A 15,224-nucleotide genomic window follows, 5' to 3' on the forward strand; every position below is an offset into this window, starting at 1 on the left:
GGCTGAAGCCTGCCTAACGTCCTCCCACGACCAGTCTTGCGATTTTGCGCGATAAGCTGCGATCCCGTTCGGTTTCGCAACGCTCGATGGGTGCCGGTACGAAACGCGCCATGCTATCGCTCGAGCAGACCGTCGAGCGCGGCCTTGTCGTGCAGCGAGAAGCGCGGGCCGGCGTATAGGAACGGGCATTGGTGGATCACGATCTGTCCGCCGGCAACAGTGACATGCGAATAATCGGGCGGCTCGTGCGAGCCAGGGATGTGGCCTTCGGTTTCCAGATCGAACGCGACCTGATGCGCCAGCGCGCGCTGGATGTGGAAGGGTATGCCGTTCCAGATACCCGCGATCGGCCGGTGCAGATGGCCCATGAACAGATAGTCCGGCCGGCGCGTCCGCGCGATCACCTCCCATTCCGCCTCGGGATTGGCGAGGCGAATGGTGTCCATATAGCATAAGCCGGTGTCAAAGGGCGGATGGTGCTGGAACAGCAGCAGCGGCCGGTCGGTCGGCGCAGAGCGCAGCGCCTGCTCCAGGAAGTCGAGGCGATCGGCGCAGAGTAGGCCTTCATGATTGGGCGCGGCCTCGTTCAGCGTATCCAGCGTGACGACCGTCGCTTCATCGAACACCTGCATGGCTTGAACGAACCCACCGGCGCCACGCTTTACGCCGGGAAAGTAGCGCGCAAAGGCGTCGCGCCGGTCGTGATTTCCCATCAACAGCATGGTTGGCGCGTTGAGGCCGGAGAGCACATCGGCGAGATTTTCGTAAGCTGCATCCTCGCCCCAATGGGCGAGGTCGCCGGTAATGATGACGAAGGCGGTGTCGCGGTGCTGACGGTTGATGCAATCGACCGCAGCCGCAAGCCGTTCGGCGGGATCGAGGCCATAGATCTTGCGGCCGCGCGCGACAAAGTGAGTATCGGTGAGGATGACGAATTTCATCGTACCAGCTCAGCGCGCCGTTCCGGTGGTCTTCGGCAGCAGCTTCTGGACGTCGGCCGCCATGTCGGCCAGCACCGCATCCGGCTCCTTTGCCCGCGCGCCCGTGACCACCGAGTTGAGGTGATCCTTGATCACATCGGTGATCTTCAGCCCGTTGTCGCCGGGGAAGGCATACCATTTGGTGAGCAGCGCGAGCTGGCTCACGGCGGTGTAGTTGTTCGGATTCTTGACGTAGAAGTCCTTGAGATAGACCTCGTTGGCGACCTTGTTCGGCGGCATGTAGCCGGTGGTCTCGGCCATGATCGCCGCGCCCTTCGGTCCGGTCCAGAATTTTACGACTTCCCAGGCGGCATCGCGCCTGGCCTTGTCCTTCGACAGGATCAGCACGACATTACCGCCTGCCGGCAGGCGGCCGTTCGGTGATACCACGTCCGGGAAGGTGTGGGTCTTCAGCGCGAACTTGCCGGCGACCATCTGGGTGACCTTGTTGAGGTCGGACGTCGAGGTGATGTGGAAACCTGTCTTTCCGGCGGCGAAGGCGGCGCGCATCGCCGGCTGATCGAGATTGGGCATGCCACCCTCGGTGACGAGGCGGGCGAGCATGCGGATCGCGAACTGTCCTTCCGGTCCGTTGAACGCGACGCGGGTCTCATCCGCATTGAGCATGGTGCCGCCGCGCGAGAACACCGGCGCCTGCCACAGCCAGTTGCCGGTGATATCCCATGCATAGGTGACGCCGTTGATGTCGTTGCCGAGCGCCTTGATCTTCTTCGCCAGCGCCATCAGCTCAACCCAGGTTTTCGGCAGATTGGCGGCATCGCCGCCGGCCTGCTTCACCAGGTCGAGATTGACATAAACGATGGGGAGCGAAATCGCGAAGGGCAGGGCATAGACCTTGCCGCTGGCGGTGCCGATGTCGAACATCGCCTGGTGAAAACCCTGCTTGTCGAAATCCTTTTCGGCCGCGATGTAGTCGTCGAGCTGGGCCGGGATGTTCTTGTCGACGAGAACGCGGATCCGGTTGAGGCCCTGGAAGCTGACGTCCGGCATCTGGTTGGTGACGGCCTCGCGCAGCACCTTCTGCGTTCCATCCTCGTAGGACTCGTACGGCGCGCGCATCGTCACCTTGATGTTCGGCTGAACCTTTGCAAATTCCTCCGAGATCTTCCTGTGAGTCTCGGTGAACAGCTCCGGATAGGGATACTGCATGACTATTTCGGTCTGCGCTTGCGCTAGCGACGCACTGGCCACAAGCGACAGCGCAGCTGCCGCGATCCAAGATTTCAGCATTGAAGACTCCCCCTTTGTTTGAGATGACGCGTTACTTGATTCCGGTGAGTGCGATGCCCTCGACAAAGCGGCGCTGGGCGAACAGGAAAGCGACCAGCAGCGGCGCGATGATCACCATCGCGGCCGCCATCAGCGCCCCGTAATTGGTGCCGGCCTCGGCATTGCGGAAGTGCGCGACCGCCAGCGGTGGGGTGCGCAGATGCTCGCTGTTGAGCACGATCAGCGGCCAGAAATAGTCGTTCCAGTGCGCCACCACGGAGAAGATGCCAAAGGCGGTCACCGCCGGGATCGCGGCCGGCAGCATCACCCGCCAGACGATGCCGAACTCGGAAATGCCGTCCATCCGCGCCGCATCGACGAGATCGTCGGGCACGTTGCGGAAAAACTGGCGCATCAGAAAGATGCCGAACACGGAAATGGTGAAGGGCAACACCAGCGCGGCATAGCTGTCGAGTACCCCGAGCTTGTGCAGGAGCAGGAACACCGGAATGGCGGTTGCCTGTGGCGGGATCAGGATGCCGAACAGTACCAGCGCAAACAGCGCATTGCGGCCGACGAAGCGCAGTTTTGCCAGGGCGTAGGCCGCGGGCAAGGCGACCAGCAACTGCAGGACGAAGATCGAGACGGTGACGATCACGCCGTTGAGCAGGAAGCGCCAGAGATTGGCTTTTGCAAACGCCGTCTGCAAATTTTCCCACAGTGCGAAATGCCGCGGGATGAGATGCAGCTCGCTGGAGAACACTTCCGACGGCGGCTTCGATGCCGTGGAGATCATCCAGACAAACGGCAGCAGCATCGCGACGGCGCCCGCGATCAGCAGGATGTGGCGAGTGACCGACCAGAGCGAGAGTTTCGCAGGCGTCGTCATGCGTATTGCACGCCGCGGTCGGCGAGCCTCGACTTGATGAGTGTGAGCAGCAGGATGAAGGTCAGGAACACCACGGCGAGCGCCGCGCCGTAGCCGGAGCGGAAGAACTCGAATCCTTCCGTGTACATGCTGTGGATCAGCACCTCGGTGGATTTCGACGGCCCGCCCTTGGTCAGCACATGCACGGTGTCGAATACCTGGAAGGAGCGGATGCCTGATATCACGACCACGAAGGTGGTCACGGGCCGCAGCAGCGGCCAGGTGACCAGCCGGAAGCGCGCCCAGGCGCTGGAAGCGCCGTCGATCTCGGCGGCCTCATAGAGCGGCTTTGGGATCGAGACGAGACCGGCCAGGAACAGCACCATGTTGAAGCCTGCCGCCTGCCAGACGCCGATCGCGCACAACACGTAGAGCGCGGTGCTGCGGTCCTGCAGCCAACTCGGGCCGGCAACGCCGATCTCGCGCAACACGCCGTTCACCAGGCCGAACTGCGGATGCAGCATGAACTCCCACACCACGGCCATCGCGATCAGCGTGGCCATGACCGGCAGGAAGTAGATGGTGCGATAGAGGCTGCGCAGGCTGGTGCCGCTCTGGATCAGCAGCGCGATCGCGAGGCCCGCGGTCACCGCACCGGGCACCACGATGCCGACATAAACCAGCGTGTTGCGCAGCGAGATCCAGAATACCCTGTCGGCGAACATCTCGTGGTAGTTGGCAAGCCCGATGCAGGACAGGCTCGGTGCGCCGAGCTGATAGTCGGTGAAAGACAGTGCGATCACGCCGGCCAGCGGGCCGAGCAGCATCATCAGCATCAGCGTCAGCGCCGGCGCCACCAGCCCATAGGGCGTCAATGGCAAGCGGCCGCGGCGCGGCGCCGCCGCCGGGACGGAAAGGCGGATGGCTACGCCGTCGATGGTGGCCGCGTTGTCAGACAACGGCGCGCTCCCTGATCCGCTCGGGCTGCTCTGCCGTCACGTCGATGCGTTTGCCCGCGCTGTTGAAGGCGCGCACAGCATCGGCAGCGAAGTTGAAGGAGAGGTGGCTTCCGATATCGGGCAGCCGCCTGACGTCGTTGACACGTGCGACCAGCCGCGCCTCGGTGCCATGCAGGCCGATATGCACGAACGCTTCCGCGCCCATGTTCTCGACATGGACGACGGCGCCCGAGAACGGACCATTGCCGAGCTCGATCCGCTCCGAGCGGACGCCGATGCGGCAGTTCTCCGGCGGCTGAGAGCTGGCTAGCCGAAGGACGTGGCCAAAAACCTCGATCCGGCCGTCGTCGCGGATCCGGCCCGGCATCATGTTGATCTTCGGGCTGCCGACGAATTCAGCGACCCTGACGTCGCGAGGGTTGTCGTAGATCTCGGCGGGCCTGCCGACTTGCACCAGCTCGCCGCCGATCATCACGGCAAGGCGGCTCGACATCGTCATCGCCTCGGCCTGGTCGTGCGTCACGTAAATGAAGGTGCTTTTCAGGCTGCGATGCAGCTCCGCCAGCTCGGCGCGCATGTGGACGCGCAATTTGGCGTCGAGGTTGGAAAGCGGCTCGTCGAACAGGAACGCCTCGGGTTGGCGCACCATGGCACGCCCGACAGCCACGCGCTGGCGTTGACCGCCGGACAATTGTGCGGGCTTGCGCTGCAAGAGGTGGGAGATTTCGAGTTGGGCCGCGACCTTTGCGATATCGGCGCGAATGCTCCGCTCTTCGCGGCGGCGGCTGGGCAGCAACGAACCGAGCAGCGGCAGGCGCTCGACGGTCGATAGGCGGCGCATGCGCAGCGGCACCGCCATGTTGTCGAAGGCGCTCAAATGCGGATAGAGCGCATAGGACTGGAACACCATCGCGAGATTGCGCGCGCTCGGACGGATGCCGTCGACGATGCTGCCGTCGATGGTCACCTGGCCCGCGCTCTGCGGCTCAAGGCCGGCGATGATGCGCAGCAGGGTGGACTTGCCGCAGCCTGAGGGACCGACCAGCGAGAGGAATTCGCCGTTTTCGATGGTGAGATCGATACCCCCCAGCACTTCGGTGGCATCGAAGGACTTCCGGATACCGTTGAGTTCAATCCGCGCCATTTCGCGTATCTGTCCCCGTGCGTCCCATTGCGTTGCGCACAGGGTTAGGCGGACGGTCTGACAGTCACATAACGTTCAAAGGCCAATCTTATGCTGGACCCAAGAAGTCCTTTTGGCCGTGTTTGAAACGTCGGGACGTCGGCCGCAACCTGGGAATGTGCGCTGTGGCGTTGACTTGGTCCCGCGTGCGCGCGGTCAATGCGGTATTCGAGACCGGCACATTTGCTGCTGCAGCACGCCGGCTAGGGGTTTCGCAGCCGGCGGTGGCCCAGCTCGTGCGCGAGCTGGAGGCCGAATACGGTGTGGCGCTGTTCGACCGACACGGACACACGCTGATCGCGACGACGCTTTGTCGCAGGCTCTATGCTGCGACCAACAAGGTACAATCGATCGAAGCCGAAGCGCTCGCGATCCTGCAGCAGCGTGACGAATTGTCGGGCGGCGAGTTGCGCATCGGGCTCGGCAACGCCATGCCCGGCATGTTGCTGATCGCGACCTTTCGAAAGCTGTTCCCGAAGGTCCAGATCAGCATCGAGATCGGCAGTTGGTCGACCATTGTCGCCGCGGTGGTGGACCAGCGGGTCGATGTTGCCGTGCTGCCCGAAGTCCCCGACGACAGCCGTTTTCGCCGCGAAGCCTGCATCCAGCAGCGCGTGGTGGCGATGTGCCATCCGGGCTACGCGCTGGCCAGCCAGGCCCCGGTTGCGATCATGAACCTGATGGAACATCCGCTGGTGTTTCGCTCCCGCGACTCCTCGGCACAGCGCACGGTGGATAAAGCTTTCCGGCTGGCGGGGCTGCGCCCGACGCCTGCGATCGTCGTCAATACGCGGGAAGGCATGCTGGAGGCGGTAGCGAACAAGCTCGGCATAGGCTTCGGCTGGGAGCATGGCTCGAGCCGCGTTGACCGTATCGCGAAGGTCTTGATTGCCGAGATGGAAGCGGAGTCGCCGGAATACATCTTTTCCCTCGCGGGTAAACGAGGGCGGCTGGTGGAGCTGTTCTTCCACGCGCACCGCATGTCGGCCTATGGGGACGCCATAGGCTTTCCCGCGCCGGCTGTGGACGGGTTACGTCTCAGCCCTTCATGAGTGTAAGGCCTACGCCGCAGCTTCGTAGAATTGCACTGGGATCGGAGAAGGACATAGCGAGCACTCCGGCAACTCACGCCGCGGAACGGAAATGTCCGCGCGATTCCGGTACCTGCGGGCTCCTATTCCGCGCCAGTTGTCTTCAGAAGCTGCGCGACTTCCATCAATTTTCGACGTAGGCGCTCATCGGCAATGCCGAAGTAGAGTTCGAGAAGCTGACGCGACTCTCGCTTCGTAACGAGTTCACTCCAATCCTGCGCTTCGGCGGTTTGCTTCGATTCGGCGGACGGTCGTTTCTTGCTTTCCAACTCGTCGAAGAACCATGTGATCGGGACGGCAAGTTGCGCGGCAATGCCGTAGAGTCTTGACGCGCTGATACGGGTTTCCCCGGCTTCATACTTTTGGATGAGCTGCGACGTCAGACCAAGACGCCTAGCCAGTTCGTCCTGACTCAAGCCGAGGAGGTTGCGCCGAAGACGTAGCCGCTTCCCCACGTGCTCGTCGACATGGGTCGGCTTTTTCGACGAGACCCCCATTTTGGCGCCGCGTCTGTTCGGCATGCGGGATTTCGATTTCTTCTCGGAAGATTCAGAAGGCATCAAGCACCGCGGTTGAATTCTCGCTCGGTACAATCAACTGGAATGGTGGAAATGGCATATCAACTCCTGGGCGGTATTATCAACTAGAATTATGTCATGCGGGTTACAAATGCACGGATTATTAGGCCTCAACCACACGATGTGAGAATGGCGGGACGAAATCCATGCAAGAGCCTCTTCCGAAATCGGGACGCCTACCCACTCAACTCAAGATCAAACACGGGCCGGTGGGCCTGCTCGGGAGGTTCTTCCTCTGGGCCGACACCGCTGCAAGGGATCTGGGAGTGACGCTGTCCTTTGCCAGCCTGCAGGATCTCATCGAAGCCAATAAAGCCAACTCCGATAGCTGGCGCCCGCTTGTGCCGGTGTTTGACGAGGCTTTGGGCGGCGTTACGCCGGAGACAGCCTTTGTCCTGATCGGGCGGAACAAGCATGGGGAGGTCGTCACAACCCAAGCGGCGCGCATCTATGATTGGCCGGGAACGTCTCTCAAGGACGAGGCCGCTTCGCTGCGAATGTTCTTTGCCGATCCCGATGCCGCATTCGCGCGTGGAGATCGCTGTAAGATCACCACGCCGATTGCCGAGAAAATCAGCGGGCGCGTCGTCTTTTCCGGTGCCGTCTGGTATCGGCGTGATTTCAGAGGCAAGGACCTTGCAACCATCCAGTCGCGCATTGCGCGGGCATATGCCTTCACACGCTGGAATAGCGATTTCACGATCGGCATGATGGCCGATGCCGTCATCGCCGGCGGCCTGGCAGAGCGTGCCGGATACACGAAGATCGAGCATAGCTGCATTGAACTTGTGGCGTCGCCGCTTGGCGCGATGCGTTGCGGGCTGGGCTGGATGCAGTCTGACGAACTCCTTGCCGATCTCGCCGCAATCATGGACCGGGTGAATGCTCCTGCCATTGGGCCCCGCATTGCCGAGGACGCAAATCACTGATGTCGCAAGGCGTGGCGGTATTAAATAATCAAACCTTTCGTCCCGAGGATTCAGAAGGGCTTGTCAAAGCGCTGTTCGGTTGCATCGACGGCAGGGACTGGGCAGGGCTTTCCGAATTTCTCCACGACGAGGCGATCTACGAACGACCGGGTTATGAACCGTTCGTCGGAAAGCCGGCTATCCTGGACTTTTACCTGACGAAACGGATTATTTCGCTCGGCCAGCATCGCGTCGAGAGGGTGCTGAGCGACGGCGCAAACATTGCGTGCTGGGGCAGCTTTTCCGGCGTTGCCAAGAATGGGCGCAATCTCAGCATGCGATTTGCGGATGTCTACCGCATCAGGGAAGGGCGGATTGATCTACGCCGGACATTCTTCGACAGCCCGGCGATCTAGGGCGGATTGTTGCTTCCAGAAGTCAACGGCCGATGCGCCGAGAAGGCATGTTCCCCCGTTTCCCTTGCACGTGAACGGCAAGATGAGACGCTGATAATGGCAGTGAATGCTGTCGTTCCTGTCTGGCCGTCTGATCGTGGCGTTCACCTCGTCCAGGCGCGGCACCAGCGTCTCCTGGACACGGCGGTAAATGCCTTGCACCCACTGGCCGTAATTGTAATCCGGTTGTTCTTCCATAGGCAGGCCTCGCGCATTCTTCCGCCAGGTCTCGCCAAAGATCTCAAAGCCAGGTCCGACCTCGGTAATGGTCAGGCGGCCATCCACGGGCTCGACGAGTATGAAGCGCCCACGAAGCGAATCGGGCAACACGTCGGCCAACTTCGCTGAATCGTAAACCTGCTTGGAATCAATCCAATGCGCGAAAAGTGATGCAAGTGCTTTGTCCGCGCTGGCAAGCATTTCGAGCGGCAGCTCTCTGCCCGCGAACGCGCGAGAAGTTTTCGGATGGCTCGCAGCAGTTTGCTCGGCAAAGTAGGCGATCGTCTGCGCGAAACTCGGGACCAGCTTCTCGACGAACTGACCCGGGTGGGAAATGATGGTGCGCTCGACCCCCATATCAGCGAGGCAGTATAGAGCTGCGGCGATGCTCGTCTGGGACACCGTTTCGGGCTGAAATCGGATGCGCGCCGCATTGGGAGCGATTTTCGTGACCGCCACATATCCCAGATTTTCGACGAGGTAGGTCAGAAAATCGAAATCAGGAAGTGAGCAGTGCAGGGAACTTCGCAAGGCCGAGGATCGTGCGTCCCATGTGCGGCCGTGGTCATCCAGAACGATAGTTTGCATGCGACCCTCACCCGTCAACCCGGAGCAAAGTCGTCCATTGAGCGCTTATTATTTGGCGAAGTTGCGTCATCTTAACCGCACTCGCTACGCTAGACATCAAAATTCGATGGATGATTGGCTTCACGCTTTGGTGACGGCGTTCTTCTGCGTCCGCTTGCCGCAGTCGTTGTCCCAAATCTGGATGCGCGTAGTCAGGGAGCGAATCCCTTCCCGGTTGCAGTGATTTGAGTGCGCGCACAAAACGGCGGCGTCTGCTCCGGCAACAGTTACGCATATCAACTACAATTAGATTTTTTTCACGACAACTAGAATTAGATATTGACGACGAGATGAAATGAGTGACAACTATTGGTGGTCAATGGGACGCTCAAGGAGTTCGGCATGCAACCGCAAAAACAGTCCATCGTCGCGAACGGCCATCATCACCACGCCACGTCGCAAGCGGCGCACAAGCTTCGCAACCAGATCAGCTGCAATCACGAGCTCTCATTCCTGATGGAGGCCCACGACGGTCTGTCGGGCGCCATCGCCGAGCGCGCAGGCTTCAAGGGACTCTGGGCATCCGGCCTTTCAATTTCGTGCTCGCTCGGCTACCGCGACGCCAACGAAGCTTCCTGGACCCAGCTCGTTGATGTCGTCGAGCGCATGGTGGACTCGACCGACCTTCCGGTGCTTGTCGACGGCGATAGCGGCTTTGGCAATTTCAACAATGCGCGCCTTCTGGCACGCAAGCTACAGCAGCGCGGCGCCGCCGGGGTTGCGCTGGAGGACAAGGGCTTTCCCAAGATGAATTCGTTCGTCGGCGATCGGCATCCGCTTGCCGATACCGGCGAATTCTCGGGCCGGCTGCGCGCCGTGAAAGATACGGTAGGCGACGACCTGGTCCTCGTCGCCCGGATCGAGGCGCTGATTGCTGGCCACGGGATGGACGAGGCGCTTACGCGCGCCCATGCCTATGCAGAGGCCGGAGCTGACGCCATCCTCATTCATTCGCGCAAGAGCGTGGCGGACGAGGTCCTCGCCTTCACCGGCGCCTGGCAGAACCGGCTTCCCGTCGTGATCGTCCCCACCAAATACTATCGGACGCCCGTCTCCGCCTATCGCGAAGCCGGCATCTCCACGGTGATCTGGGCCAACCACTCGATGCGGGCGGCGATCGCCGGGATGAGAGACATTTGCGGCCGCATTATCGCCGAGGAAAGCATCGCCGGCATCGAAGGCGAGGTCGCCACGCTCGACGAGGTCTTTGGTCTGTTGCGCTACGGCGAACTCGCTACTGCCGAGGAGCGCTACTTGCCGACGTACAACGGAAATGGTCACGCGAAAGCGTGATTCTCCGGTCCCTCTATCCCACAGCGTAGAGCCCTTCGAACGCGGAGATTCGTACCATGCTTCAATCAACACTGGCGGCCTCAATACCAAGCCAGCTTCCTGCACCTGACATCGCCCAGGTGATCCAATGGCGCGATAGTTCCTATGCGGCCGACCTTTATATCGCGGCGGTCTCGTGGCTCGATCTCTTCACCTATCTCGACGAGACACCGGCGACCGAAGCGGAGATGCGCGGCCATTTTAAGATCAAGGAACGGCCGACGCGAACCATGATCAGGCTGTTTGAGTCCTGGGGACTGCTCGACAACGTCGACGGCAAGCTTCTCGCTTCAGCATCTGCGCGGCGCTACTTGAGCCGCAACTCGAGCGAGAACATTTCCTCCTACATCGCCGTCATGAAGTACAAATCGTCTGTCCGGGAGATTTACGACGTATTACGCCTGGACACACCTGATACGTGGTATGTCGAGCGTGGTGACGCGACCAACTTCGACGAGCTGATGCAAACCGACGATTTCGCCGATCTGAATACGCGCGGAATGGAGGAGCGCGGGCGGATTTTTGCTCCCGACCTCGTGCGCCTGCTCGATTGTACGCACGACACGGCTGTCCTGGATGTGGCAGGTGGATCCGGAGTCTATTCCGCGCACCTGCTCAACCGGTATCCCAATCTGTCGGCGATGATATTTGAACGTCCTCCGGTCGACCAGCTCGCCACGCAATGTCTTGCCGAGCGTAAGCTGACGGCACCGAGAGCGCGCGTGATCGCCGGAGACATGTTTGTCGATCCGTTTCCGCAGACCACTTCGCTCCATCTCTATTCGCATGTCCTCCACAATTGGGGACCGGAGAAAGTGCGGCTGTTGCTGGACAAGTCGTACCGAAGCTTGCTGCCTGGCGGCCGGGTAGCCGTCTTCAGTTGTCACCCGGACGACCGGGGCGGGCGTCCCGCGCCGGTGGAGGAGGCCGAATATTCGGTCCTGCTGACCACCAGCTACGAGGGCTGCTGTTACAGTTTCGAGGACATGCGTTCCCTCATGGAAGGTGCAGGCTTTCAGCACGTCGACTATCGCAAGTCGATTTGCAACCGAAGTCTGATCACGGCGCGAAAGATCGCCGGCAGCTCCAACTGAACAAGAGCTCTATCCGGACAAAATCCGAAGGGCTTCGCCTGATCCTGCTGCCGTCGATGCTGACGGCAGCCACCGCTGCGCGCTGTCCGGCGCGAGGAAAAATATCGCCTGTGGGAAGGGAATCCAAAATGACCATGTCGACAACGACGCTCCTGGGTCTGCTGAAGCAGCAGAAGTATGAGTTTTTTTCCGGGGTACCTTGCTCGAATTTCGCTGATCTGTTCCAGCAGGTCGCCTTGGACAAGGATATCACGTCAGTCCCAGCGTCGAACGAAGGCAGCGCGCTGTCGTTCGCCGTCGGCGCGACGCTGGCGGGGCAACGAAGCGTCGTCGCCCTGCAGAATTCCGGACTGGGAAACATCATCAATCCGCTGACGTCGCTGGTCCAGATCAACTGCATTCCAACGCTGCTTCTGGTCTCCGTGCGGGGACTCACCGACGAGCCCGAGGACGAGCCGCAGCACCGCATCATGGGCGCCAATACCCATGCATTGCTCGATCAATTGGCAATCCCGTGGAGCGAGTTCGACGGGACGCCGCAGGGGTTCATGGCGACGCTCCGGAAGGCCGAAGAGGCATTCGAGCGATCGGTCTCGTTTGCGATTCTGGTTCGCAAAGGTCAGCTGTCGGCGGGCCTCGGCGTCGTCGCCAACGGCGAGCAACAAGTGGAGCGCTATCCACTCAGCGTCGGATGCGCCCTGGAGATCATCAGCGAAGCCCTGCGGCCCACCGATCTCGTCGTCTCGACGACCGGGTTCATCTCCCGGGAGCTGTTTCGCGTGAGCGACCGTCCAGAGAATTTCTACATGCAGGGATCGTTGGGCCATTGCAGCGCGGTGGCTGCCGGCGTCGCGCTCGCGCATCCATCACGCCGCGTGGTCGCGCTGGATGGCGATGGTGCCGTGCTGATGCATATGGGAGTGTTATCCACGATCGGGTACGCATCTCCCCGAAATTTCCTGCACGTCGTGCTCGATAACGAAGGCTACGTCTCGACAGGGAAGCAGGACTCCACCTCGGTCACTTCCTCGCTGGAAGCCGTCGCCGCGGCTTGCGGGTACCGCGCGGTCTGCCGGTGCGTAACCGGCGCCGAATTGGGCGAGGCGGTTGCGCGAAGCCTGTCGACCGAAGGGCCGCACTTCCTGCTTTGCAAGGTCAATCAATCGCATTCGCGCTCGCTACCCCGGGTGACGTCTCGTCATAGCCCGGAGGAAAACAAAGAAGCGTTCCAGATCGCGCTGAACCAGGCGGAGGCCTTCGATCTGCAAGCCGTACCAGCGGGAGTGGCCGGGTGAAACATCAGGCGGTCGATAGGCTGACCAGCTTCCGCTGCCTCTCATTCGCGGTCATCCTTTGCGGCACGAACTGGGTTGCGATCAGGAATGTCTTGCAGTCTTCGCCGCCGCTGTTTTTCACCGGCGTCTGTTTGCTCGGCGGGGCGATCGCGGTCGGCGTTGTCCGCCTGTGTGTTGAATACCCACTCCAGAGCGGTTGTGAAGGGAACGGCAGGCTTGTCGCGCTGGCTCTCCTTCGAATGGCCGGAGGCCTCGGGCTGGCTTTTGTCGGCTTGCAGTATTTCGATGTCGGCACCAGCGCCCTGATCTTCTATACGATGCCCTTGTCGCTCGTCGCCATTGAATGGACGATCGATCGCCAAATGCAATCGCTCCTCGATCTCGTCGCATTGACCTGCGGCATGCTTGGTCTCGGGATGCTGGCGTCGGGTACGGTGCCGGTGGAGACACCTTATGACATCCTGGGCCTCGCGTTGCTTTCAATGGCGGCTTTCAGCTGGGCGCTGGGAACATGGATTCATAAACGCGCTCCCAGCGACATCAATGTGTGGAACCGTACCGTCTTTCAACTGGCGACCGCAGGGGGCATTGTCATCGTTGCGTCGTTGCTGCTGGAACGTCGGCTTGACTGGACTCTGTTGCCGATACTTGCCTGGCCTATCGCATTGAACTTGATCGTGGTGACCGGATTGGCATTCGTCGCTTGGTACCGCGCGCTCAGCCGTATTTCCTCGCATATCGCATCTCAGAGCCTCGTTCTCATCCCTGTCGTCGCGCTGGTTGCGGCTGCCGTCTTGCAACGGGATACTCCGATCACGTGCGTCGTGGTTGCCTGGGTTCTTATGATCGTTGGCGTCGCCTTCGCAGTTTGGCAGCGGTCAAGGGCGCCACTCGCTGTGAGTACGATGTCACGCGCCTGGAAACCTGCGATCGTCAGCGAACACCACATGGAGCCACGCGATGTTAGATCCGACACGTGTCTGTCACCCGATGAAGATCGCAGGAGAGGATGTTCTTTCGGATTCGTTCATCGACGTGCGGAACCCGTTTACCGATCAGGTAATAGCTGCGGTGCCGCAGGCGCGTCCCGAGCACGCTCGGCGGGCCTTCGCGATCGCCCGGGCATTCCGTGCCAAGCTCACAAGGCGTGAGCGGGCGCGGATCCTCCTGGCCACGGCAGAGGCGATCGAAGCAAACCGGGACCGGCTAGCGCATCTCATTACATCGGAAAGCGGCCTGTGTTTGAAAGACTCGCTGCATGAAGCCGCGCGGGCCAGGGATGTCTGGTCCTTTGCAGCGCAAGCCGTGCTCCGGGACGATGGAGAGATTTACGCGGGCGACATCGGAGGAGGGGCGCAGGCTAGACGCATATTCGCGACAAGGACACCGCTCCTTGGCGTCATCTCAGGAATTACTCCCTTCAACCATCCCCTGAATCTCGTCAGTCACAAGCTCGCTCCGGCGATCGCGACCAATAATAGGACCGTGCTGAAGCCGGCCGAGGCAACGCCTTTGACCGCGCTTGCTCTTGCCGAGCTGGTTTATGAGGCGGGCCTGCCGCCGGAAATGTTGTCGGTGATTACCGGCGATCCGCATTCGTTGGGAGATGCGATGATCAATGATCCGGACATCGACCTGGTGACGTTCACCGGGTCGGTAGCGGCCGGAAAGAAAATCGCCGAACGGGTGGGATACAGAAGGCTGGTGCTCGAGCTCGGCGGGAATGATCCTCTGATCGTATTGGGTGACGCCGATCTCGACCGCGCAGCCCGATTGGCGGTGCAGGGCGCGACCAAGAATTCCGGGCAACGCTGTACCGCCGTCAAACGGGTCTTGGTCGTCGATGATGTCGCCGATCGCTTTGCCGAAACGACCCTCTCTCTAATGAGGCGCCTCAGGGCAGGAGATCCCATGGATCCCGACACGGATGTGGGGACGGTCATCAACGCGAAGGCGGCGTCGATCATTGCCGGACGCGTCGAAGCCGCAATTGAGCGCGGCGCCCGTTTGCTGCTCGGCAATACTCCCCACGGCGCGCTCTACCCGCCGACACTGCTGGACCATGTTGCGCCCGATTGCGAGTTGGTGCGCGAAGAGACCTTTGGTCCTGTCCTGCCGATCATTCGCTGCCCCGATGACATCGAACACATCATCGCCATCGCCAACTCGACGGCCTTCGGTCTTTCGGCGGGGTTGTGCACAAACCGGCTCGACGCCATCACCCGCTTTGTCGATGCCCTCGACGTCGGCTGCGTCAACGTATGGGAAGTTCCGGGATACCGGACCGAGCTGACACCGTTCGGCGGCATCAAGGATTCCGGCCTCGGCCATAAGGAGGGCGTGCTGGAAGCCATGAAGAGCTTTACGAATATCAAAACCTACTCGCTGCCGTGGTGAGGCAAACC

General features: G+C 61.1%; 15 protein-coding genes. 8 read left to right on the forward strand and 7 right to left on the reverse strand.

From position 1 onward, the window contains the following. Positions 1-113 precede the first annotated feature (113 nt). The 5 genes from ACH79_RS28925 to ACH79_RS28945 are packed head-to-tail and all read right to left on the reverse strand — an operon-like array spanning position 114 to position 5,181. On the reverse strand, positions 114-941 hold the full coding sequence (locus ACH79_RS28925) for a phosphodiesterase (protein ID WP_161853971.1): 828 nt from the start codon (positions 939-941) through the stop codon (positions 114-116). 9 nt (positions 942-950) lie between these two features. Next, on the reverse strand, positions 951-2,231 hold the full coding sequence (locus ACH79_RS28930; RefSeq protein ID WP_161853972.1) for an ABC transporter substrate-binding protein: 1,281 nt from the start codon (positions 2,229-2,231) through the stop codon (positions 951-953). A gap of 31 nt (positions 2,232-2,262) precedes the next feature. Further along, complete coding sequence (locus ACH79_RS28935; RefSeq protein ID WP_161853973.1) at positions 2,263-3,099, reverse strand: carbohydrate ABC transporter permease; 837 nt, start codon at positions 3,097-3,099, stop codon at positions 2,263-2,265. After that, positions 3,096-4,037 (reverse strand): carbohydrate ABC transporter permease, encoded by a 942-nt coding sequence (locus tag ACH79_RS28940; protein WP_161853974.1) that lies wholly within the window; start codon positions 4,035-4,037, stop codon positions 3,096-3,098. The genes ACH79_RS28935 and ACH79_RS28940 overlap by 4 nt, the downstream gene beginning before the upstream one ends. Further along, the gene (locus ACH79_RS28945; RefSeq protein ID WP_161853975.1) at positions 4,030-5,181 is read right to left on the reverse strand and encodes an ABC transporter ATP-binding protein; all 1,152 of its coding nucleotides are present in this window, start codon (positions 5,179-5,181) and stop codon (positions 4,030-4,032) included. Before ACH79_RS28945 ends, ACH79_RS28940 begins: the two co-directional genes overlap by 8 nt. Positions 5,182-5,366: 185 nt before the next feature. Between ACH79_RS28945 and ACH79_RS28950 the strand changes: the two genes are divergently transcribed. Beyond that, positions 5,367-6,272, forward strand: coding sequence for a LysR substrate-binding domain-containing protein (locus tag ACH79_RS28950; RefSeq protein WP_246738178.1), 906 nt, complete (start codon positions 5,367-5,369; stop codon positions 6,270-6,272). A gap of 122 nt (positions 6,273-6,394) precedes the next feature. Here the strand turns inward: ACH79_RS28950 and ACH79_RS28955 are convergent, their stop codons facing one another. Further along, on the reverse strand, positions 6,395-6,832 hold the full coding sequence (locus ACH79_RS28955) for a helix-turn-helix domain-containing protein (RefSeq protein ID WP_246738179.1): 438 nt from the start codon (positions 6,830-6,832) through the stop codon (positions 6,395-6,397). Positions 6,833-7,155: 323 nt separating this feature from the next. Between ACH79_RS28955 and ACH79_RS28960 the strand changes: the two genes are divergently transcribed. Next, complete coding sequence (locus tag ACH79_RS28960) at positions 7,156-7,818, forward strand: hypothetical protein (RefSeq protein ID WP_246738180.1); 663 nt, start codon at positions 7,156-7,158, stop codon at positions 7,816-7,818. Continuing rightward, positions 7,818-8,213, forward strand: a complete 396-nt coding sequence (locus tag ACH79_RS28965; protein ID WP_161853977.1) for a nuclear transport factor 2 family protein — start codon at positions 7,818-7,820, stop codon at positions 8,211-8,213. Before ACH79_RS28960 ends, ACH79_RS28965 begins: the two co-directional genes overlap by 1 nt. Here ACH79_RS28965 and ACH79_RS28970 read toward each other — a convergent pair. Then, entirely contained in the window at positions 8,178-9,059 is an 882-nt protein-coding gene (locus ACH79_RS28970) for a hypothetical protein (RefSeq protein ID WP_161853978.1), read from the reverse strand. The two genes, ACH79_RS28965 and ACH79_RS28970, sit on opposite strands and share 36 nt — an antisense overlap. 381 nt (positions 9,060-9,440) lie before the next feature. On the opposite strand from ACH79_RS28970, the gene aepX reads away from it, so the two are divergent. From aepX to phnY, 5 genes are read left to right on the forward strand one after another with little or no spacing between them, the layout of a single operon-like run. After that, a complete protein-coding gene (gene aepX / locus ACH79_RS28975; protein WP_161853979.1) occupies positions 9,441-10,391 on the forward strand; it encodes a phosphoenolpyruvate mutase in 951 nt (316 codons plus the stop codon). A gap of 56 nt (positions 10,392-10,447) precedes the next feature. Then, positions 10,448-11,524, forward strand: a complete 1,077-nt coding sequence (locus ACH79_RS28980; RefSeq protein ID WP_161853980.1) for a methyltransferase — start codon at positions 10,448-10,450, stop codon at positions 11,522-11,524. Between the two features lie 56 nt (positions 11,525-11,580). Further along, complete coding sequence (gene aepY, locus ACH79_RS28985; protein WP_246738181.1) at positions 11,581-12,819, forward strand: phosphonopyruvate decarboxylase; 1,239 nt, start codon at positions 11,581-11,583, stop codon at positions 12,817-12,819. Then, on the forward strand, positions 12,816-13,970 hold the full coding sequence (locus tag ACH79_RS28990) for a DMT family transporter (RefSeq protein WP_246738182.1): 1,155 nt from the start codon (positions 12,816-12,818) through the stop codon (positions 13,968-13,970). Before aepY ends, ACH79_RS28990 begins: the two co-directional genes overlap by 4 nt. Continuing rightward, positions 13,855-15,216, forward strand: coding sequence for a phosphonoacetaldehyde dehydrogenase (gene phnY, locus ACH79_RS28995; RefSeq protein WP_246738738.1), 1,362 nt, complete (start codon positions 13,855-13,857; stop codon positions 15,214-15,216). The genes ACH79_RS28990 and phnY overlap by 116 nt, the downstream gene beginning before the upstream one ends. The last annotated feature ends 8 nt before the right edge of the window (positions 15,217-15,224 follow it).

Source organism: Bradyrhizobium sp. CCBAU 051011, assembly GCF_009930815.1.
Classification (GTDB): Bacteria; Pseudomonadota; Alphaproteobacteria; order Rhizobiales; family Xanthobacteraceae; genus Bradyrhizobium.